The sequence below is a fragment of the Paraburkholderia tropica genome, from assembly GCF_914484835.1.
GTDB lineage: Bacteria > Pseudomonadota > Gammaproteobacteria > Burkholderiales > Burkholderiaceae > Paraburkholderia > Paraburkholderia tropica_A.
This window is the reverse complement of the sequence record NZ_CAJZAR010000028.1, coordinates 145,257-165,206: the sequence shown is the minus strand read 5'-3', so window position 1 is coordinate 165,206 and position 19,950 is coordinate 145,257. Positions and strand designations below refer to the sequence as shown.

Genomic DNA, 19,950 nt, shown 5'->3' with positions numbered 1-19,950 from the left:
GCCTGACATGTCACTCGAAGCCCGCCTGCGGCCCGTGTTCAACACCGTGCTCGAACTCGACGCATCGCAGCCCGACGAGACGTTGCGCTACCAGGAAACGCCGGGCTGGGATTCGCTCGGCGCGGTGCTGCTGGTCACCGCGATCGAAGACGAATTCAGTGTGGAGATCGACACCTCGCGCGCGCTGAAGATGGACAGCTTCGCGGCGGCCGTGTCCACGCTGCGCGAACTCGGCGTCGCGGGATGAATCGCGCCCGCTCCACCGCCTCTGCCTCGCTGCCGACGCGCTGATGCATTCGCCCATGAATCCGCCTGCCAACGTGCAACGCGAAGCCGCGTTGCTCGCGCAGTTGATCGAGCTGATCGCGCATCATCGCGGCGCGTGCGCGGGCTACGCGCGCGTGCTCGATGCGATCGGTCACACGGCGTCGCGGCGCTACGAGCGGCTGGCCGATCTGCCGTGGCTGCCGGTGCGCCTCTTCAAGACGCACCGGCTGAGCGCCAGCGGCGCGCAAACGGTCGCCACGCTCACGTCGTCGGGGACGACGGGCACGGGCGCGAGCCAGATCGCGCTCGATCGGGCCGCGATGGAACGTCAGCGGCACTTGCTCGCGCAGACGCTCGAAAACCTGATCGGTCCGCGGCGGCTGCCGATGCTGATCGTCGATACGCCCGCCTCGGTGCGCAGCGAACGCGCGTCGATTCGCGGCGCCACGGTGCTCGGCGTGATGCAGGCCGGACGCGATCACGTGTTCGCGCTCGACGCCGACCAGAACGTCGACGCCGACGCGCTCGACCGCTTCCTCGCCCGGCACGCTCACGCGCCGTTCCTGATCTTCGGCTTCACAGGGCCGGTCTGGACTCGGCTCTACGCGCACGCTGCGCGCCGCGCGCTCGATCTGTCGAACGGCGTGCTGCTGCACACCGGCGGATGGAAAAAGCTCGCCAGCCAGGCGGTCTCGCCCGAGCGGTTTCGCGCGGATTTTCGCGCCGCGTGCGGGCTCGCGCGCTGCCACAACTTCTACGGCATGGTCGAGCAAGGCGGCACCATCCACGTCGAATCGGCCTCGGGCGACGGCCTCTATTCGCCGCCGTTCGCCGACGTCATCGTGCGCGACCCGCAGACCTGGCGCGAGGCCGCGATCGGCGTGGCCGGCGTGCTCGAAGTCCTGAGCACCGCGCCGCGCACGCATCCCGGCCACATCCTGCTCACCGAGAATCTCGGCGTGATTCACGGCATCGACGACGGCGAATGGCCCGGCAAGCGCTTTTCGGTGCTCGGGCGGCTGCCGAAAGCCGAAGCGCGCGGCTGCTCCGACACGGCGCCGGACGCGCCCGCCAGCGCGGCGCGCGCGCCATGAGCGGGCTGCTCGACGGCAAGTGCGTGCTGATCACCGGCGTGATCAACCATGCCTCGATCGCGTTCGGCGTCGCGCAGCGCGCCCAGCACGAGGGCGCGCGGATCGTGCTCACCGGACACGGACGGCTGCACATGGTCGAACACGTTGCGCAGCGTCTGCCGAATCCGCCGCCCGTCATCGAACTCGACGTGACCGACGCCGCGCAACTCGCCTCGCTCGCCGAGCGCACGCGCGAGTTCGTGCCGCGCGTGGACGGCGTCGTCCATTCGATCGCGTGGGCGCCGCCGGGCGCGATCGGCGCGGACTTCGTCGCGGCGAACTGGGACGACGCGGCGCGCACATTGCAGGTGTCGACATGGTCGCTGCCGGCGCTCGCGCATGCGATCTCGCCGCTGATGCCGCCCGGCAGCGCCATCGTCGGGATCGATTTCGACGCCTCCGTGGCCTGGCCGGGCTACGACTGGATGGGCGTGGCGAAGGCCGGCCTCGAAGGCGCGGCGCGCTATCTCGCCTGCGCACTCGGACCACGCGGCATCCGCGTGAACCTCGTGGCGTCGGGGCCGCTGCGCACCGCCGCCGCGCGGGGCGAGCCGCGCTTCGACGAGATCGCCGCCGCGTGGCAGGCGCGCGCGCCGCTGGGCTGGGACACCGCCGATACCGGCAAGGTGGCGCGCACCTGCGTCGCGCTGCTGTCCGACTGGCTGCCCGCCACCACCGGCGAAATCGTGCATGCGGACGGCGGTTTTCATGTGACCGGCCTCTGACTTCGGCCCCACGCTGTGAGCGCCGCGCGCCAACCTCGGGAGCACCCCGCACCATGACCGGATCGAACGATTCATCGCCGCAACCGCAACCCCAACCTTCAAGCCGCGCCGAACGCGTCGCGCTGGTGATCGGCGGCACGCGCGGCATCGGCCTTGCGACGGCGCGCGAACTGGCCGCGGGCGGCGCGACCGTCGTGCTGACGGGCACGCGGCAGCAAGCCGCCGAGACGCAGGCGCGACGCATCGCCGACGACTACCGCGTACCGGTCGAAGGCATCGAACTCGACCTGCGCGACCTCGCCTCGGTGGGACCGGCCGTGCGCGCGGTGGCGACGCGGCACGGCGGCCTCGACGCACTCGTGATCAGCGCGGGCGTCATGAAAAGCACGCCGCTGGGCTTGATCGACGCGCCGGTTGCGCGCGAGATCGTCGATATCAATCTGCTCGGCGCTGTCGAAGCGCTTCAGGCGGCCGCGAAGGTCATGATGCGCCGCCGCCGTGGCGCGATGGTCCTGCTCGCCTCGCTCGTCGGCGAATGCGGCGCGGCCGGGCAAAGCGTCTACGCGGCCACCAAGGCGGCAATGGGCGCGCTCGCGCGCAGCGCCGCGCGCGAACTGGGCCCGCTGGGCATCCGCGTGAACGCGGTCGCGCCCGGGCTGATCGACACCGACCTGATCGCCGATCTGCCGCCCGCGCTGATCGAGGCTCGCTGCGCGCAGACGGCCTTGCGGCGCGTCGGCAGCGCCGCCGAAGTCGCGGCCGTGATCGCCTTTCTGCTCGGCGACCAGGCGTCGTTCGTCACGGGCCAGGTGCTCGGCATCGATGGAGGACTCGTCCTATGAACCCGTTCGGCGCCCAAGCCTGCCTGATCGACACCGCGAGCGGCGCGACCCTGCTCGGCGGCGACCTCGATGCGCGCATCGAGGCGATGAGCCGCGAGCTGCGCGGCTTTCCAGCGGGGCTGCTGCTGTTGCCCGTGGGCTGGGACATCGACAGCGTCTGCCGCTACCTCGCCGCGCTGCACGCGCATCGGCCCGTCGCCTTGCTCGCCCCCGACGCGGATGCGGGCACGATTGCCGAGTTGTGCGGGCGCTTCCAGCCCGCCGGTATCTGGCAAGACCATGCGCCGCCCGATCGCCCGCCCATCGGCTACGAACGCACGCTGCACGGCCTGCGCCGCATCGAACGCGCCGCGCCGACACACCCGGAACTGGCCTTGCTGATGACCACCTCGGGCTCGACCGGCGCCGCGCGCATGGTGCGCCTCTCGCGTGCGGGCGTGCTCGCCAACGCCCATGCGATCGTCGCCGCGCTCGACATCGGCGTGCACGACGTCGCGCCGACGAGCCTGCCGTTTCATCTCGGCTACGGGCTCTCGGTGCTGAACAGCCATCTCGCCGCTGGCGCGACGGTGCTGGTGACGGCGGAGCCTGTCATCAGCCCGGGATTCTGGAGCGCCGTCGACCGCCATCGCGCCACCTCTTTCGCCGCCGTGCCGCACACCTACGAGCTGCTGGCCCGCCTTCACTGGCGCCCCGGCGCGCACCCGTCGCTGCGCGTGCTCACGCAGTCGGGCAGCCGCATGCGCGCGGAACTCGCCGAACTCGTCGCGGGCGATATGGAGCGCGTCGGCGGCCGATTCCATCTGATGTACGGGCAGACCGAGGCGACCGCGCGCATGGCGGTGCTGCCCGCCGACCAGTTGCACGCGCGCAGCGCATCGGTGGGACTGGCCGTGCCGGGCGCGCGTCTGACGATCCGCACCGAAGACGGCGTCGAGACGCAGGCGCCCGACATCAGCGGCGAAGTGATTTTTCACGGGCCCAGCGTGATGATGGGCTACGCGGACGCCGCCGCCGCTCTCGCGCACGGCGACGAGCACCACGGCGTGCTGCAGACCGGCGACATCGGCCATTTCGACACGCACGGCTATCTGTTTCTCGAAGGCCGCCTCAAGCGGATGGCCAAGATCTTCGGCCTGCGCATCAATCTCGACGCGGTCGAGCGCTTCGCCTCGGAAGCGGGCGCGCCCGGCGCGAGCGCGGCGGTGTCGCGCGACGACGACGCCATCGTGCTGTGGTGCGAAGGCGAGCCGGACCCGGCCCGGCTCGATCGCCTCGCGCGCAACGTGGCCGAGCGGCTGCGTCTGAATCGCCGTGGCGTGGAAGCGCGCGCGATCGAGCATTTGCCGGTGCTGAGCAACGGCAAGGTCGATTACCGGATGCTCGCGGCGGCCGCGCATGCCGCGTTGGACACCTCCGTGGACACCGCTGTGGCCCAACCCAGCATCGACGGGACGGCCGCATGATCTCGGTGCTGTTCCCCTTCTCGCACGCGTGCGACGCCGACGCATTGCTCGCGCCGCTGCTGCGCGAGCGCGCCGCGCCGCCGCTCGCGACCGGCGACGCGCGCGTGCTCGATTTCCTCGATGAAGTCGGCCAGCGCCTGCGCCATCCCGCGCTCGCGCGCGCGTTTCCCGAACTCGCGCCGCTGGGCGCGTTCCTGCGGCGCAAGCGCCTTGAAACGGAACTGGCGCGGCTCGAATCAGGACCGCGCCAGTTGCGTTTTCCGCGCGGCCTGCTGTTTCATGTCGCGCCCGGGAACGCCGACACCGTGTTCATGTATTCATGGGCGCTGGCCGCGCTCGCGGGCAACTGCAACGTCGTGCGGATCTCCACGCGCGGCGGCGCGGTGCTCCAGCCCGTGCTCGACATCTTGAACGATACCGCGCGCGACGCCGCGCCCGTCATCGCCGCGACTCAGCGTATCGCCAGCTACGATCGCGCCGACGAGGCGACGACCGCCGCGCTGTCGTCGGCCTGCGATCTGCGCGTGCTCTGGGGCGGCGACGCGGCGATCCAGCAGATCCGCCGTGCACCGATCGCGCCTCACGCGCGCGATCTGACGTTCCCCAACCGCAGCTCCTTCGCCGTGATCGACGCAGCCGCCTATCTCGCCGACGACTCGCCCGCCCAACGCCGTGCCGCCGAATTTTTTCATACGGATGCCTATCTATTTGGTCAGGCGGCCTGTGCATCGCCGGGCACGACCTTCTGGATCGGCGCCGCGCCCGAGGTCGCGCGTGCGCAACACGCGTTTTTCGGCGCGCTCACCGAAGTCATCGAGACGCGCGGCCCGCAACTCGACGCCGCCATGGCCATCGAAAAGCAGGTCGCGACTTACGGCCTGGCCGTCGACGCGCAAGTGGACGCGATCCGCTTCTGCGGCAACGCCATTGCGCAAGTCGATCTCGCGCCCGGCGCCGCGCCGCCGCGCCGCTGGCTCGGTACAGGCAGCTTCGCGCAGCGCCGGCTCGACTCGCTCGACGAACTGGCCGCGCTGCTGCTGCGCCAGGACCAGACCTTGAGCTACTACGGCTTCACGGCGGCACGCATGAGCGACTTCGCGAAGCGGCTGGGCGGACGCGCGCTCGACCGCATCGTGCCGCTCGGCGGCGCGCTCGCCTTCGACCCGGTCTGGGACGGCTACGATCTGCTGCGCGAATTCACCCGACTCGTGAGCGTTGCCTGACCCCGACGCGGGCGGCGCACGGAGGAACACCATGCAGACCCCGATCGACGAATTGCTTCCCCAGGAAGCGCACGCGCGCCAGCGAACCGGCGCGGTCCTGATCGACGTGCGCGAGAGCGGCGAGCGCGCGGCGGGCATGGCCGAGGGCGCCATCGGCGTCAGCCGCGCCGAACTCGAAGCCGCGCCCGCGCAATGGCTCGCCGATCTCCACGCGCCCGTCATGCTGATCTGCGCGAGCGGCGTGCGCTCGCGTCAATGCGCCGAGGCGCTGCAACGATGCGGCTACACGCGGCTCGCATCGGTACGGGGCGGCACGCAGGCCTGGCAGGCGGCGCAACTGCCGATGAGCGCCGCGGCGGCCGACCCCGAATTTCTGGACCGCTATGCGCGGCACCTGCGCTTGCCGGAAATCGGACTCGAAGGCCAGCGCGCGCTCGGCGCGGCGCGAGTCGCCCTGATTGGCGCGGGCGGACTCGGATCGCCCGCGGCGCTCTACCTCGCCGCGGCGGGTGTCGGCCACATCACGCTGATCGACGACGACGTGGTCGAGCGTAGCAACCTCCAGCGCCAGATCCTGCATCGGGACGCCGACATCGGCGTGCCGAAAGTCGATTCGGCGACGCGCGCGCTCCTCGCGATCAATCCGCGCATCGCGATCTCGGCGCGACGCACGCGGCTCGATACGGACCATGCCATCGCGATGCTGAGCGATCACGACGTCGTCGTCGACGGTTCGGATAATTTCGCCACGCGCTATCTCGTCAACGATGCCTGCGCGGCACTGCAGATTCCACTCGTGTACGGCGCGGTGCAGTCGTTCGACGGGCAGGTCGCGGTGTTCTGGCCGGCGCGCGCGCGAGGCGGCTGTTATCGCTGCCTGTTTCCCGCGCCGCCCGCCGCCGCGCTCGCGCCCAATTGCTCGCAGGCGGGCGTGCTGGGCGTGCTGCCCGGTGTGATCGGCGTCTTGCAGGCGACGGAGGCCATCAAGCTGATTCTCGGAATCGGCGAGCCGCTAACGGGCACGCTTCTGGAACTCGACTTGCTCGGCATGCGCTTCAATCGCATCGCGCTTCAGAGGGATCCCGATTGTCCTTGTTGCGGCGAGCGCCTGAGTGACGCGGATGGTGGACAGTCGGATCGGCGTTGCGAGGCGGGGTCGCGATTCATTGGCCGTGGGACTGATGGCGTGGCGCGCTAAAAACGGCTACCGCACGCATACCGAACCGCAACACCATGCGAGACGAATAATGTTAGGAAGCGCTCAAAGTCTCAGGATAATCCCCGACAGACTCCACTCCCGCAGCGCCCTAGTCTGTGACTGCGCAATGACCTCGCATCGGTCTGGCGGAGCACAATCGCGCCGAATCAAGATGCGATCAGCACGCACGGACCGAATGGCAATGCTTGCACTTAACTATTAGTGAGAGACAGCCCGTCACGCAGCGTTTCGCCCCGGACGATCGCTGCCGCGGCCAGTCTCTTCATAGAAAAGAAGACAATCGGGGGAGTACCACATGTCCATCAAACACCATTGGCTGGATCGGGAGCGCTTCACGAATTACCCTCGCATCTTGCTGGGTATGTTCATACTCGCAGCCATTTGCTGGATCGTGATGTCGAAAGACATGGTGGACATGAAAGGCAAGCCACTCGGCTACGACTTCATCACGTTTTGGGCCGCATCGCATCTCGCACTTGCGGGACACGCAGCGGACGCCTACCAGATCCCGTTATTGTTCGCGGCTGAAAAGATCGGCGTACCGGCATCGCAATCGGTTTTCGTGTGGTATTACCCGCCGACTTTTTATTTACTCGTTTTGCCTTTGGCATTGCTGCCTTATATCGTTGCGTATTGGGCCTTCATCTTGCCGACGTTATGCCTGTATTTGCTGGCATTGCGCCGCGTCGTCTGGAATACGCATGCAAAGTGGTGCATAGCGGCCTTCCCTGGACTATGGATGAATATCTTTCATGGCCAGAATGCGTTTCTGACTGCGACCCTGGCGGCAGCGGCCGTGCTCTGCCTGAAGCGGCGCCCTGTTTTGGCCGGTGTGTTCATCGGCCTCCTCGCCATCAAGCCCCATCTCGCTCTGCTGTTTCCTGTCGCCTTGCTGGCGATTGGTGCGTGGCGCGCGATCATCGCGGCGGCGACGACGGCGGTGATTTCTCTGGCGCTCGGCTCGCTGACGCTAGGGACGTCCACGCTGACTGCCTGCCTCGGAAGTCTTCGTTATGCACGCGTATTTCTCGAGGGCGGCTTTCTGCCCTGGCCGAAGATGCCGACCGCTTTCGCCTTGATGCGCCTGCTCGGTGCGCCTGTCGGTAGCGCATACCTCGTCCATGCGATCGGCGCGGGATGCGCTGTTCTCGCTGTCTGGTTCGTGTGGCGGCGTTCCCAGGATTGGGGATTGCGCGGAGCGGCGTTGATGACGGCCACCTTCCTCGTGAGTCCGTATGTGTTCGACTACGACCTTGCGTGGCTGGCCTTTCCGATTGCCTGGTTGGCGCTGATCGGGTTGCGGGATGGCTGGTTGCGCGGCGAACGGGAGGTTCTCGTCGCCGCCTGGCTATTGCCGGTGGTCATGAGTCCGCTCGCCAGCGCCTTGCATCTTCAGGTCGCGCCGTTCGTCCTCGCATGCCTGCTCGGGATGAATGTGCGTCGGGTTGCACTCGTAGCGAAACGCAGTCAGGACCGCAGTTGCTCCGGGCACGACCTGCGCGGGAGCACAATTTAAGAGGACGAATTCGATCGCCTGGTGGCACTCAGGGATATGAGCGAGCGTCCGGCAACACGTCTTCACACGCGCTAATCAATCAACATCGCCACGTCACGGATCTTCCGCCCGGCGAGCATCGCACTGCGATCTCAGCCTCAAGGCCCGCCGCCAACGGGCCTTGTCCGCATCGCCCGGACTCGCAGCATTGGGCACAATCTCGCTCACCCCGCCAGCGCCGAAACCGCGTTCGCTGTCGAAGCACTGAAGACCTGGTGCACCAAAAAAAATACCTGCCTCGCATTATCGCCATTGCAATGTCTGCATTCGTTGAAAACGGAGCGCAAAACGCTATGCTTCAGGCTGATGTTGTCGAGACAGCGACATAAAGCGAATTCCCTGCCATCCCCCTCACCGATACGGCTTCGACATGATCAAGCGCCTCACGCTGATTTCGGCTTCGATTGCCCTCGGCTGTCTCGCGACGATCGGCCCGGTGCTCATCAGCGTCTATGTCGCCAGCAAGGACGCCGAGAGCCGCGACCGCGAGGAACTGCGTGAGTTTGCAAACAAGGCGGTCATGCGCGCGGAGCTCGTGACGTATCAGGCCTTCGCCGCGCTCTCCGATCTCGACCGCATTCCCGGTCCGGTCTGCTCGCCGGATCGGCTGCATCAGGCGGCGCGCGTGGTCTACAACTATCGCTACGTGCAGGACGCGGGCGCGTATGGCGACGGCCACTATCTCTGCTCGCCGCTGCTCGGCGACATCAGCACGAAAAACATCGCGCTGCCGCCGCCCGACTATCGCAGCGCCGATGGCTATCTCGTCTGGTTCCGCCAGAAGAGTCCGCTCAGCGACGTGCGCAAGGACATTCAGATCGGCCGCAATGGCAATTACGTGTCGGTCGATTCCGGTTCCTATGTCGATCTCATCGATCCGGCGCGGCGTCCGATCGCCGCGATCCAGATCACGACCGGCACGCTGATGGCGATTTCGCCCGGCGTCGATCCCGCCGAAATGCTCGATGCGTGGAAGCACGGCGGCGACGTGAAAAGTGATCAGTGGTACTACGCGGTGGCGCAATCGGCGACGCGTCCGCTCGGCGTCGTCGTCCGGTCGCCGCGCGGCAGCGTGCTCGGCGACTGGCCCAAGGTGCTCGCGACCTGGCTCGCCGTCGGCGTCGTCGTGGCGGCGGCGTTCGGCTGGCTGGTCTATCGGCGCATCACGCGGCAACTGTCGTTTCCCGCCACGCTCGAATGGGCCATCGCGCGACGCAAGATCGACGTGGTGTATCAGCCCGTCGTGCGGCTCGCCGACGGCGAATGCGTCGGCGTCGAAGCGCTGGTGCGCTGGACGCTCAATGGCCGCAGCATCTCGCCCGAAGTCTTCGTGCGCGTCGCCGAAGACAACCGTCTGATTCAGCCGCTGACCGATCTCGTGCTGGAAAAGACCCTCGCACAACTGGTTTCGCTGCTGGTCGCCAATCCGGCCTTCTATGTCACGATCAACGTCAGCGCCGAGGACCTGTCGAGCCTGCGTTTTCTGAACCGGCTCGATGCGTCGCTGGCCGGAACGGGCATCGCGCCGCAACAGATCCGCATCGAGGCCACCGAGCGCAGTTTCATGAATCACGACACCACGCGCGGCGTGATCGCCGCCTTCCGGGCAGCGGGCCATCCCGTCTATATCGACGATTTCGGCACCGGTTATTCGAGCCTCGCCTACCTGCAGACCTTCGAAGTCGATGTCCTGAAGATCGACAAATCGTTCGTCGATACGGTCGTCGAAGAGAGCGCGTCGAGCGTCGTGGCGCCGCATATCATCGCGATGGCGCACGAGCTGAATGTCGAGATCGTGGCCGAGGGCGTCGAGTCGGCGGCGCAGGCCGCGTGGCTGCGCGAACGAGGCGTGCAGTACGGGCAAGGCTGGTACTACGCGAAGGCGATGGCGGCGCAGGAGCTCGTGCGCTGGATCGGCCAGAATCGCGCGCAGGCGCACACACGCGCATCGGCGGATTCACAGCCGACGCTCTAGCCTGGTCGGGATATCGCCCGCTTCTCAGCGCCGACGAAAGACTTCACAATCCGTCTTTCGACTCCCAACAATCGGCCTGCCATGCATCACGAGCGCCCGCTGTATTCCCGATCGACCGGCATCGTCACCGCGCGCGAGGACGCCCGCCGATGAAACTGCATCAGTTGCGCGTCCTGCTCGCGCTTGCGCAGCACGGCAGCATGCACAACGCGTCGCGCAGCCTGCACGTCTCGCAGCCCGCGCTCTCGAAAGCCATCGCCGAACTCGAACGCGAACTCGGCGTGACGCTGATCTCGCGCTCCGTGCGCGGCGTGAGCCTCACGCCCTATGGCCGCGCGCTGGTCAAGCGCGCGAGCGTGGTCGAGCATGAATTGCGGCACGCGCTCGAAGACATCGAGTCGATGCGCGGCCACGCCGAAGCGCAGCTGAACATCGGCTTTTCCGCCGTCGCGTCGAGCGGCCCGTTGCCCGAGGCGATCGCCGCGTTTCGCGCGCGTTATCCGGGCGTGGCGATTCACGCCTATGAAATGCGCCCGCAGCAGATCCTCGAAGGCCTGCGCGAAGGCCATCTCGACATCGCGCTGATCTCCACCAACAGCGGCCCGGGCACAAACGCCTTCCAGTGGGAGCCGCTCTTTTCGGTGGGCATGCTGGTGGCCGCGCGGCCCGGCCATCCGCTCGGCCGCACCACGCGCATCCGCTCGCTGATGGACGCCGAATGGCTCTCGCTCGATCCGCTCGACGATCCCGGCAGCCCGCTCGCGAGTTTGATGCGCCTGCATCGGCTGGAAATGCCGCGCAACGTCGTGCTCAGCAGTTCGAATCTGCTCGGCTTGCAGCTCGCGACCTGCACCGACGTCATCAGCGTCTGGTCCGATTTCGTGTTTTACGGGCGCACCGGCCCGCTCGTGCTCAATCCCGACGCGCTCAAGCCGCTGCCGATCCGCGACGAATTGCCGGATTACGACGTCTATATGGTCTATCGCTCGACCGATCTGATGACGCAGACCTGCCTCGAATTCAGTAAGGAAGTCCGCCATCGCGGTAAGCAAATGGTGTCGCCGCGTCTGGCCGCCACGAGCGCGGGCGCTGCCGCCAGCACGCCGCGCGCGCGTAAATCGGCCAGCACGCAAAAATAAACACGCAATTAGAGCGTTGTTTCGATTCGCTATTCCGGCGCGGCTCAATCCGTTTAAAGCCTTTTCATGGCGCGGCTTTCGCCCTTTATCGCCGCCTTTCCGACTTTCAGATAGTGAACGGATTAACACTTACGAAATATTTCTGTAATTCGCGAGTAATGGGGCATGACCATAATCCGCCGCCGTTAACCACGACGACGGAGTTCCCTGATGTCCGCTTCACACCGCCGCGCTTCGCGCCGCCTTCTTCCCCTGCGCCTCGCGGTGCTGTCGAGCTTCGCCGCGCTGGCCGCCTGCGGCGGCAGTCACGACGCCGCGACGACCACGAGCGCGATTCCCGCCGCGCCCGCCGATCCCGGTTTCGTCGATAACGCGCCGATTCCCGACGTGCCCGCCTTCGTCGACAACATCGCGACGAACCAGCGCGGCGACGCGCGCTACGCGACGCTCGCGACCAACGCGGGCGTGCGCGTGGGCGCGCGCTTCCTCGACATCTGGCAGCCGCTGACGCTGCTCGTCGACGCGGGCGTGAGCGCCGCCGCGAACGGCTCGTTCCCCGCCGTCACGCAATCGACGTGGACCGGCCTGCCCAACGACGGCACGCCCGGCGGCGCCGTGCTCAACAACACCGTGCACACGGCGAACGTGCAGTACGTGGTCAACGCCACCACGCAGCGCACCCAGGCGCAGGCCGACGCGGCCTACTACGACGACCGTCGCGGCAAGGGCTACAGCGTGACCGACGGCATGGGCCCGCTCACGAGCGCCTGGCGCACGGCGGCGCAGCAGACCACCAGCATCACGTCGATTCCGTCCGACGCCACCACGACGCTCTACAACGACTCGGGCAACAACGTCGGCGTCGGCAGCACGACCAACGCCACCTTCGGCAAGGTCGTCGATCTGCTCACCACGATGGGCAACAACGCCTCGACGGAACCGGCCAAGCGCTTCTACAAGTACGCGCGCCCGTTCCGCTGGAGCACCGCCGTGGTGGTCGATCCGACGCTCGTGCCCGCGATCAGCACCACGCCGTCGACCGACGGCGGCTTCATCAGCGGCCACGAAGCCGAAGCGATGCGCGACGCGATGACGATGGCCTACGTCGTGCCCGAGCGCTTCCAGGAAATGGCGAGCCGCGGTCTCGAACTCGGCGAAAACCGCATTCTCGCGGGCATGCACTCGCCGCTCGACGTGATCGGCGGCCGCATGTTCGCGCTCGCCGCCACGGCCGCGAATCTCTACGATCCGGCCAACGCGACGCTCAAGAGCGCGGCCTACACGCAGGCGCACAGCGCGCTGATGCAGGCCACGGGCACCACCGCGACGAGCTTCTCCGCCTACGCGCATTCGGGCACGGCCACGACCGACCGTTTCGCCGACTACGCGACCAACAAGACCGAATTCGCGCGCCGCATGACCTTCGGTTTCTCGCCGATCGAGTCGACCGAAGCGCCGCCGGTCGTGCCCAAGGGCGCCGAAGTGCTGCTCGAAACGCGCTTCCCGTACCTGAGCGCCGACCAGCGCCGCGTCGTGCTCAAGACGACGGAACTCGCCTCGGGCTATCCGGTGATGGACGACGCCGAAGGTTGGGGCCGCCTGAACATGTTCGCGGCCGGCGACGGCTACGGCCAGTTCAACGGCAACGTGGTCGTGTCGATGGACGCCACCCAGGGCGGCTTCAACGCCGCCGACACGTGGCGCAACGACATCGGCGGCACGGGCAAGCTCACGCTGCAAGGCAGCGGCACGCTCACGCTCGCGGGCAACAACAGCTATAGCGGCGGCACGCAGATCAGCGGCGGCGTGCTCGCGGCCGGATCCGCGAACGCGTTCGGCAGCGGCGACGTCTACGTGGGCGCCGGCGGCGTGGCCGTGAGCGCCAGCGCGCCGGTCGCGGTGACGGGCAAGTACACGCAGCTCGCCAACACCACGCTCGAACTCGATATCGACGGCAACGGCGGCGGACGTCTGCGCGTGGGCGGCCAGCTCACGATCGCGGGCGGCGCGCTGCACGTGAAGTTCGTCAACGGCTACACGCCGAAGGCCGGCGACACGCTCGACCTGATCGAAGGCGGCGGCGCGACGAAGTCCTTCACGAGCGTGACCGTCGACGGCTTCAAGGCCACGCCGGTGTATACGTCGACGGGCGTGTCGGTGAAGCTGTCGTCGTGATGCGGCGCTGATTGATCGGCCGGTTTATCTGCCGATGCATCTGTCGATGCATCTGTCGCTTCATCGGCCGATTCAGCCTCGATGAACAAAAGCCCCGGCTTGCCGGGGCTTTTTGCATGGCGCGAGGCAAACCGCGGCGCGATCCATTACTATCGGACGATTCCCTTGCGAACCTGCCGGCCGCGCGCCGGCTTTCTGCTTTCTGAATTGCGCCGATGAATGAGCCGTTGAATCCGCTGCTGAATCCGTTATCGACCCTGCTGGACGCGTCCTCGCACGACGCCGCGCCGCGCTGGACGCCGCTGTGCGCGAGCGCCGACGTGGCGGACAACAGCGCGCGCGCCGCCACGCTCGACGGCGCGAAGCTCGTGGTCTGGCGCGACGGCGAAGGCGGCATCCACGTCTGGGACGACCGCTGCCCGCATCGCGGCGAGACCTTGTCGGACGGCGTGGTGACGGGCGGCCTGATCGCCTGCGCCTCGCACGGCTGGCGCTTCGACGTGAACGGCCAGCAGATCCGCCTCATCAGCAGCACGACTTCGGCGCGCTGCGATGCGGCGATTCACGCCACCGTCCACGAGGCGCACGAACGCGACGGCATCGTCTGGGTGCGCGTGCCGCTCGCGGGCGGCACACGCCGCGCCACGCATCAGGAGTGCGCGTAGATCGGGCCGAGACCGGGCACGTCCTGCTGCGCAGCAGGCGACACCGAAACGCCCTTCGCCCCGCTCGCCGATCCATTCGCCGCGCCGCCATATGCCGCATCCGCCGCGCCGTTCTGCGCGCTTTCACGCGCCAGCGCGGCCTGGATATTCTGCGGATACTGCGTGTAATCGGCGGCCGGGTTGTAGCCCGCCTGTTGCAGCTGCACGAGTTCCGCGCGCACTTGCGCCCGCGTGATCGGCGCATTCGACTGCGCGAACGCAGCGGCCGGAAGCGCAGCAGGAACGGCAACGACAGCGGCGACGATCAGGGATTGGATCAGCTTCATGGTATTCACCTCCAGGTTCGGTTGAATGAGCCGCGCGTCGGGCGCGGCGTCCAGTCCGCTTCGTTTCGCCGTGTTCGGCGTCGCTGACTGGCATGGAGGTATTTGACGCCCCGCACGTATCTGGCGTGTTTGCGCAGTGCGGCACTTTTGCAAGGCGCTGTGTCTGCGCGCGGCGTGGACACATGCCGATACAAACGCGCCCCGCAACACGCCTGAACGCGCTGCAGCGCGCCATGCCCCAAATTGCACGATCGGAGCGCGCGGCGCATGATCGACCTCCATGCGGCCGCTCGGGGCCGCCCGGAGGAAGCGCCTCATGAAATGCCTACGCATCTATGCCGACGCTCAGGGCGAGTCCCATTTCGAGGACATCGACATTGCGCTCACGCCGCTCGAACTCTTTCCCGGCATTCCGCCGATCTATCTTTCGACGTGGGAGCCCGCGAAAGCCGTGCGCTTCGGCTGGGTGCCCGCCGGGCTCAAGGAAGCCGACTGGCACACCACGCCCGTGCGGCAATTCGTGATCTGGATGACGGGTTGGGTCGAGTTCGAAACCAGCGACGGCGACAAGCGCCACTGCGAACCCGGCACGGTCGTGCTCTGCGAGGACACGACGGGCAAGGGTCATCGCTCGCGTCACCCCGACGAAGGCCAGTTCAACGTGTTCATCCCGCTGGCGTCGTGAATGGCGTCATGAGCGATGTCCTGAAGCGCGCGGCCTGACTATCGGCGGCTCACTCGCTGCGTTCGCGCTTCCCGCGCGAGCGCACGATCGACAGCAGCTTGCGGCCCACGCGTTTCGCGACGCGCGCCAGCAAGAGCGCTTCGATCAGCCGTCCGCGCGCCCGCAGCACCACGAGCCGCGATTCGTGGCGCGAGTGCCGGTCCGCCCAGCGCAGCTTGTAATCGCCGTGCAGCGGACGGAAATCGAAATCGCGCCTGTGCGCGTGCGCCCATTGCGCGATGAATTCGACCAGCAGATTGCCGACCGAATACGTCCCGAACGCTTCGTCGTAGGTCGTGATGAAATACTCGACCGACTGCGCGCCGACGAGATTCACCGACGCCGCCACGGGCCGCCCCTCCACCTTCACGCAGGCGACCAGCGGCGTGCGTGAGAGGTCGATGCGCTGCGCCAGTTCGATAAAGAAGTCGCGCACGCTGTCGTCCATCAGATACGGCGAATCGATGCCGCGCGCGAGCGCCCAGCGGCGCTTGTTCGCGAACAGCCAGGTGAGCACGTCATGCGCTTCCTCCGCGTTCGCGCACCAGTCGAAACTCACGTGACCGAGCTTGCCGAGCCGCTTGAGGCTCGCGCGCAGGGCCGCGCGCAAGGACGAATGACGCGTCGCGAGATAGTCGTCCCAGTCGGCGTAGGCGCGCAAACCGATCGCGTAGCCCGGCATCTCGCGCCAGCGCGCGGGCAGCCGGCGGCGCACCCACGATTGCGGCGCGGCGGCGAGCGCGAGCTGCAACGCGCTGCCCTCTTCGAGCATCGGCACGCTCAGCAGGTCGGCATGCAGGCGCCGGACCGCGCGCACGGCCGCGTCGTAGAACTCCGCGCGCCGCGTATCGGCGATCAGCGGGCCGCCGTATTCCTCGCCGCAACCGCTGCCGAGCGGCTGCGCGCAGCGCAGCACGCCCCGGCGCTCGATCGCGACCGGCCAGAGCACGCAGACATCGAGTTCCTCGTAGACGGCCGCGACTTCGACGACCGCGCCGTTCGCAAGCGCGCGTTCGGCGGCCAGCTCGGCATAGGCGAAATCGACGAACGGCGACACGGCCTCGCTTTTCGCCAGCAGCGCGCGCCATTGCGGCTGCAAGGCGCGAAACGCCTCGATCGTCGCGCAGGTCAGGACTTCGAAGCGAAACGGCGTCGTGGTGGCGGACGCGGCGGGCAGCGGGATCGTGGTGGTCGTCACGGGACTCCTCGTTGAGCGTTACCAGACGCAAATCAAGACGCGAAAACGGCAGTGAAAACAGCGGCAAAAACCGACGCGAAAAGCACGCGCTAATCGAGCGACGCGCTCATGCGGTCGCGGGACGTGATGCGGCGATGGCGGTCCGCGAACGCATCGGGACGCGCGCCGCGCACGCTTTGCCAGATCACCACGCCCTCGCGCTCCTCAGGCCCGAAACCCAGCTCGCCGCGGTCGTAGGCGAACATGCGCGCGAACCAGCGCCGCAGATGCGGCGAGCCGTCGAACACCTCGCCGCACACGGGGTTGTCGTAGACCACGAACAGATGCCCGATCGTGCCGCTCGCGAGCGCCGCTTCCAGCTTGGCGAGCAGCGTCGCCATCAGTTCGGGGCCAAACGGGTTGAACATGAACACGACCGCGTCGCCGGGCGGCAGCACGAGGTCGGCGACGTTGGCCGTCACCGCGCGAATCGGCGGCCGATGCGCGAAGCGGCCCGCGATCGCGAGCGCGTTGTCGTTGGCCGTTTTCACGAGGTCGGCGCTGATGTCGTAGCCGAGCACCCGCGCGAACGGATACTCGGACGCGACCACCAGCGGACGCCCCTTGCCGCAGCCGATATCGATGAAGGTGTAGCCCGCGATATCGCCGAGCGTGTCGATCGCGCGACGAATGATGGTGGGCTGCGAGCCCATGTACGGATTGAGTTGCGCGACGAGGCCGGGATCGCGCTGGAGCGCCTGCGCATCGACGAGCCCGCTCGTGTCGATGCCGTATTGCAGATCGAACGGATGGCGGCGCAGACAGCCCGAATAGACCGCCCGCAGCAGCGGCACACGGATGCAGATGCGGCGCATGCGCGGCGCGAACATGGCGCGCTGCACGCCGTCCGGCAGACGCGCGACGGCATTGAGCAACGGTTGCTTGAGCGCGCGGCGCAGCGTGTTGCGCGGTCCGCCGTGGGTCGTCGTGTGCATGAGGTCGTGGCCGGTTGCGTGCGCGCCGAGGCGGACAATGCTCACATCAATACCTCACGCGCACGCGCGCGAGCCGCCATAGTTCTGGTGGATTACGACACGCGGCGGCGCGGGCAGGCGTGGTGATCCACACCGTGATCTCGCAGCGATTCGCAAAAGCAAACGGCGCCGGGTCGCGGCGCCGTTTTTCAGCATGCACTTGCAGAACGCGGGCACGGCCCGCTCAAATGTTCAAGCGTTCCCATCCTTCTTCAACACCAGCCGCGCCTCCAGCCCGCCGCCGACGCGGTTGTGCAGCGTGAGCCGCGCGCCCATCGCCGAGGCCAGTTGACGCGCGATCGCGAGTCCGAGACCCGTGCCGCCCGTGCCGCGATTGCGCGACGTCTCCAGCCGGTAAAACGGCTCGAACACCTTCTCCAGCGACTCCTCCGGGATGCCCGGCCCGCGGTCGAGCACCGCGATGGTCACTTCGTTGCCGCCCGGCCCAGTGGTCAGTTCGATCTCGGCCGCGCCCGCGAACTTCAGCGCGTTATCGACAAAGTTGCCGACGATGCGCTTGAGCGCCTTGGCGCGCGTCACCACGGCCACGGCCGTGCGCGTGTCGTAGGCCACGTCGCTGCCCGCATCGACGTAATCGCACACGAGGCTGTCGAGCAGCGCGTCGAGATCGAGACGCACCGGCACTTCCGACGCGCCGTGCAGCGTGCGCGCGTAAGCCACGCCCTCCTTCACGAGTTGCTCCATCTCCTGCAGATCCTGACGCAGCTTCGCGCCCTGCTCGTCATCGTCCATGGTGTCGACGCGCAGACGCATGCGCGTGATCGGCGTCTGCAAGTCGTGCGAGATCGAGGCGAGAATCTGCATGCGCTCGGCCATATAACCCGCGATACGCGCCTGCATCGCGTTGAACGCCCGCGCCGCGCGCGCCACTTCCGAGGGACCGTGCTCGTCGAGATGTTCGGCCTTGAGGTCGGGACCGAGACCATCGGCCGCGCGAGCGAGCGCATCGAGCGGACGCGTCGCCACCCGTACCGCCAGCCAGCAGCACAGCGCCAGCACCACGAGTTGCCCGACCAGCACGAGCGGCAGCCAGCGCGACAGCGGCAGCGAGCTCATCGGATGCACGTCGATCGTCAGCGGCGAGCCGTCCGAGAGACGCAGATGCACCTGCAAATGCTCGTCGTCGCCGGGAATCGCATTGACCGTCAGCGCGTAATGCTTGCCGATGCCGCGCTCGATCGCCGTCTCGTAGCGCCGCGACAGCGCCGCATCGGGCGCGACGCCGGGCACGCCCGGATCGAGCAGGAACTGATAGCTGCGGCGCGCGAGACGCGGCAGCCAGGCCGCGCGCTCGGGCGGCGGCAGATTGTCGAGCAGCGCCACCGAACTGGCGACTTCGCGCTCGACGTAATCCATCATCATGTTCGCGGTGGTCTCGTCGCGTTCGGTGAGCGTGAGCCAGACCGAGAGCGTCTGCGCGAGCGCGAGGCCCACGCAGAGAATCAGCGCGAGACGCGCGAACAGCGAGCGCGGCCAGTGCAGCGGACCGCCGCCGCGCGTGCCGGACGGCGCCGCGCCAGCCGCATCGTGCGTGGCCGTGCTCATGCCGAACCTTCGATCACGTCGACGGACGACGAGAACACATAGCCCTCGTTGCGCAGCGTCTTGATGTAGCGCGGCTCGCGCGCGCCGTCGCGCAGACGCTGGCGCAGGCGGCTCACGAGCAGGTCGATCGAGCGGTCGAACGCATCGGCCTGACGGCCCTGGGTGAGATTGAGCAGCTGATCGCGCGTGAGCACGCGCTGCGGATGATCGAGAAACACGCGCAGCAGCCGGTATTCCGCGCCGCTCAGCGCGACCAGCGTGCCTTCCTCGTCGAGCAGATGGCGCGCCGTGGTGTCGAGACGCCATTCGCCGAAGCCGAGCATCGGCGCGGTTTCGGTCACCTGCATGCCGGGCGGCAGCATGCGCGTGCGGCGCAGCACCGAGCGGATGCGCGCGAGCAGTTCGCGCACGGCGAAGGGCTTCGGCACGTAGTCGTCGGCGCCCATTTCGAGCCCGACGATGCGATCGGTTTCCTCGCTGCGCGCCGTGAGCATGACGACGGGCACGGTGCGAAAACGGCTCGCGCGCAGATCGCGGCAGAGCACGAGACCGTCCTCGCCCGGCATCATCAGGTCGAGCACGATCAGATCGGGCGCGCCGTTCTCGAGCGCGGCGCGCATCTCGCGTCCGTTGGCCGCGACGCTCACGCGCATGCCGTTCTTTTCGAGGTAGCCCGCGATCAGTTCGCGGATGCCGCGATCGTCGTCGACGATCAGGATATGGTCGATTTTTTCCATGC

Annotated in this window: 18 protein-coding genes; 13 read left to right on the top strand and 5 right to left on the bottom strand. The window is 67.7% G+C overall.

From position 1 onward, the window contains the following. Window positions 1–7: 7 nt before the first annotated feature. The 12 genes from LDO54_RS02795 (at window position 8) to LDO54_RS02740 (ending at window position 14,384) form a co-directional block, all read left to right on the top strand. A complete protein-coding gene (locus LDO54_RS02795; protein WP_224005915.1) occupies window positions 8–247 on the top strand; it encodes an acyl carrier protein in 240 nt (79 codons plus the stop codon). A gap of 55 nt (window positions 248–302) precedes the next feature. Continuing rightward, window positions 303–1,361, top strand: a complete 1,059-nt coding sequence (locus tag LDO54_RS02790) for an acyl-protein synthetase (RefSeq protein ID WP_224005912.1) — start codon at window positions 303–305, stop codon at window positions 1,359–1,361. After that, window positions 1,358–2,125 (top strand): enoyl-ACP reductase FabI, encoded by a 768-nt coding sequence (gene fabI / locus LDO54_RS02785; protein ID WP_224005909.1) that lies wholly within the window; start codon window positions 1,358–1,360, stop codon window positions 2,123–2,125. The genes LDO54_RS02790 and fabI overlap by 4 nt, the downstream gene beginning before the upstream one ends. A gap of 53 nt (window positions 2,126–2,178) precedes the next feature. After that, complete coding sequence (locus tag LDO54_RS02780; protein ID WP_224005906.1) at window positions 2,179–2,967, top strand: SDR family NAD(P)-dependent oxidoreductase; 789 nt, start codon at window positions 2,179–2,181, stop codon at window positions 2,965–2,967. Next, window positions 2,964–4,433, top strand: a complete 1,470-nt coding sequence (locus LDO54_RS02775) for an AMP-binding protein (protein WP_224005903.1) — start codon at window positions 2,964–2,966, stop codon at window positions 4,431–4,433. The genes LDO54_RS02780 and LDO54_RS02775 overlap by 4 nt, the downstream gene beginning before the upstream one ends. Continuing rightward, entirely contained in the window at window positions 4,430–5,656 is a 1,227-nt protein-coding gene (locus LDO54_RS02770) for an acyl-CoA reductase (RefSeq protein WP_224005900.1), read from the top strand. Before LDO54_RS02775 ends, LDO54_RS02770 begins: the two co-directional genes overlap by 4 nt. A gap of 31 nt (window positions 5,657–5,687) precedes the next feature. Continuing rightward, window positions 5,688–6,854, top strand: coding sequence for a molybdopterin-synthase adenylyltransferase MoeB (gene moeB, locus LDO54_RS02765; protein WP_224005897.1), 1,167 nt, complete (start codon window positions 5,688–5,690; stop codon window positions 6,852–6,854). 316 nt (window positions 6,855–7,170) lie between these two features. Next, the gene (locus LDO54_RS02760; protein ID WP_224005894.1) at window positions 7,171–8,391 is read left to right on the top strand and encodes a glycosyltransferase family 87 protein; all 1,221 of its coding nucleotides are present in this window, start codon (window positions 7,171–7,173) and stop codon (window positions 8,389–8,391) included. A 409-nt stretch (window positions 8,392–8,800) separates the two neighbouring features. Continuing rightward, complete coding sequence (locus LDO54_RS02755) at window positions 8,801–10,405, top strand: EAL domain-containing protein (protein WP_224005891.1); 1,605 nt, start codon at window positions 8,801–8,803, stop codon at window positions 10,403–10,405. Window positions 10,406–10,554: 149 nt separating this feature from the next. Beyond that, a complete protein-coding gene (locus LDO54_RS02750; RefSeq protein WP_224005888.1) occupies window positions 10,555–11,544 on the top strand; it encodes a LysR family transcriptional regulator in 990 nt (329 codons plus the stop codon). Between the two features lie 210 nt (window positions 11,545–11,754). After that, complete coding sequence (locus LDO54_RS02745; RefSeq protein ID WP_224005886.1) at window positions 11,755–13,719, top strand: acid phosphatase; 1,965 nt, start codon at window positions 11,755–11,757, stop codon at window positions 13,717–13,719. A gap of 215 nt (window positions 13,720–13,934) precedes the next feature. Next, the gene (locus LDO54_RS02740) at window positions 13,935–14,384 is read left to right on the top strand and encodes a Rieske 2Fe-2S domain-containing protein (protein WP_224005882.1); all 450 of its coding nucleotides are present in this window, start codon (window positions 13,935–13,937) and stop codon (window positions 14,382–14,384) included. Here LDO54_RS02740 and LDO54_RS02735 read toward each other — a convergent pair. Then, window positions 14,369–14,710 (bottom strand): DUF4148 domain-containing protein, encoded by a 342-nt coding sequence (locus LDO54_RS02735; protein ID WP_224005865.1) that lies wholly within the window; start codon window positions 14,708–14,710, stop codon window positions 14,369–14,371. The two genes, LDO54_RS02740 and LDO54_RS02735, sit on opposite strands and share 16 nt — an antisense overlap. 316 nt (window positions 14,711–15,026) lie before the next feature. On the opposite strand from LDO54_RS02735, the gene LDO54_RS02730 reads away from it, so the two are divergent. Continuing rightward, window positions 15,027–15,395 (top strand): cupin domain-containing protein, encoded by a 369-nt coding sequence (locus LDO54_RS02730; protein ID WP_224005862.1) that lies wholly within the window; start codon window positions 15,027–15,029, stop codon window positions 15,393–15,395. 49 nt (window positions 15,396–15,444) lie between these two features. On the opposite strand, the gene LDO54_RS02725 is transcribed toward LDO54_RS02730, so the two are convergent. The 4 genes from LDO54_RS02725 to LDO54_RS02710 all read right to left on the bottom strand — a co-directional run bounded on the left by LDO54_RS02725 (window position 15,445) and on the right by LDO54_RS02710 (window position 19,948). Beyond that, the gene (locus LDO54_RS02725) at window positions 15,445–16,632 is read right to left on the bottom strand and encodes a GNAT family N-acetyltransferase (protein WP_224005859.1); all 1,188 of its coding nucleotides are present in this window, start codon (window positions 16,630–16,632) and stop codon (window positions 15,445–15,447) included. Between the two features lie 89 nt (window positions 16,633–16,721). Continuing rightward, window positions 16,722–17,651: a methyltransferase domain-containing protein gene (locus LDO54_RS02720; RefSeq protein ID WP_224005856.1), complete on the bottom strand. Its 930-nt coding sequence runs from the start codon at window positions 17,649–17,651 to the stop codon at window positions 16,722–16,724. Between the two features lie 186 nt (window positions 17,652–17,837). Beyond that, entirely contained in the window at window positions 17,838–19,211 is a 1,374-nt protein-coding gene (locus LDO54_RS02715) for an ATP-binding protein (protein WP_224005853.1), read from the bottom strand. Beyond that, on the bottom strand, window positions 19,208–19,948 hold the full coding sequence (locus LDO54_RS02710; protein ID WP_224005850.1) for a response regulator: 741 nt from the start codon (window positions 19,946–19,948) through the stop codon (window positions 19,208–19,210). The genes LDO54_RS02715 and LDO54_RS02710 overlap by 4 nt, the downstream gene beginning before the upstream one ends. Window positions 19,949–19,950 lie beyond the last annotated feature (2 nt).

Excerpts from the sequence above, each read along its gene's own strand:
- LDO54_RS02795 (WP_224005915.1), top strand. The coding sequence starts at position 8 with ATGTCACTCGAAGCCCGCCTGCGGCCCGTGTTCAACACCGTGCTCGAA.
- LDO54_RS02790 (WP_224005912.1), top strand. The coding sequence starts at position 303 with ATGAATCCGCCTGCCAACGTGCAACGCGAAGCCGCGTTGCTCGCGCAG.
- fabI (WP_224005909.1), top strand. The coding sequence starts at position 1,358 with ATGAGCGGGCTGCTCGACGGCAAGTGCGTGCTGATCACCGGCGTGATC.
- LDO54_RS02780 (WP_224005906.1), top strand. The coding sequence starts at position 2,179 with ATGACCGGATCGAACGATTCATCGCCGCAACCGCAACCCCAACCTTCA.
- LDO54_RS02775 (WP_224005903.1), top strand. The coding sequence starts at position 2,964 with ATGAACCCGTTCGGCGCCCAAGCCTGCCTGATCGACACCGCGAGCGGC.
- LDO54_RS02770 (WP_224005900.1), top strand. The coding sequence starts at position 4,430 with ATGATCTCGGTGCTGTTCCCCTTCTCGCACGCGTGCGACGCCGACGCA.
- moeB (WP_224005897.1), top strand. The coding sequence starts at position 5,688 with ATGCAGACCCCGATCGACGAATTGCTTCCCCAGGAAGCGCACGCGCGC.
- LDO54_RS02760 (WP_224005894.1), top strand. The coding sequence starts at position 7,171 with ATGTCCATCAAACACCATTGGCTGGATCGGGAGCGCTTCACGAATTAC.
- LDO54_RS02755 (WP_224005891.1), top strand. The coding sequence starts at position 8,801 with ATGATCAAGCGCCTCACGCTGATTTCGGCTTCGATTGCCCTCGGCTGT.
- LDO54_RS02750 (WP_224005888.1), top strand. The coding sequence starts at position 10,555 with ATGAAACTGCATCAGTTGCGCGTCCTGCTCGCGCTTGCGCAGCACGGC.
- LDO54_RS02745 (WP_224005886.1), top strand. The coding sequence starts at position 11,755 with ATGTCCGCTTCACACCGCCGCGCTTCGCGCCGCCTTCTTCCCCTGCGC.
- LDO54_RS02740 (WP_224005882.1), top strand. The coding sequence starts at position 13,935 with ATGAATGAGCCGTTGAATCCGCTGCTGAATCCGTTATCGACCCTGCTG.
- LDO54_RS02735 (WP_224005865.1), bottom strand. The coding sequence starts at position 14,710 with ATGAAGCTGATCCAATCCCTGATCGTCGCCGCTGTCGTTGCCGTTCCT.
- LDO54_RS02730 (WP_224005862.1), top strand. The coding sequence starts at position 15,027 with ATGAAATGCCTACGCATCTATGCCGACGCTCAGGGCGAGTCCCATTTC.
- LDO54_RS02715 (WP_224005853.1), bottom strand. The coding sequence starts at position 19,211 with ATGAGCACGGCCACGCACGATGCGGCTGGCGCGGCGCCGTCCGGCACG.
- LDO54_RS02710 (WP_224005850.1), bottom strand. The coding sequence starts at position 19,948 with ATGGAAAAAATCGACCATATCCTGATCGTCGACGACGATCGCGGCATC.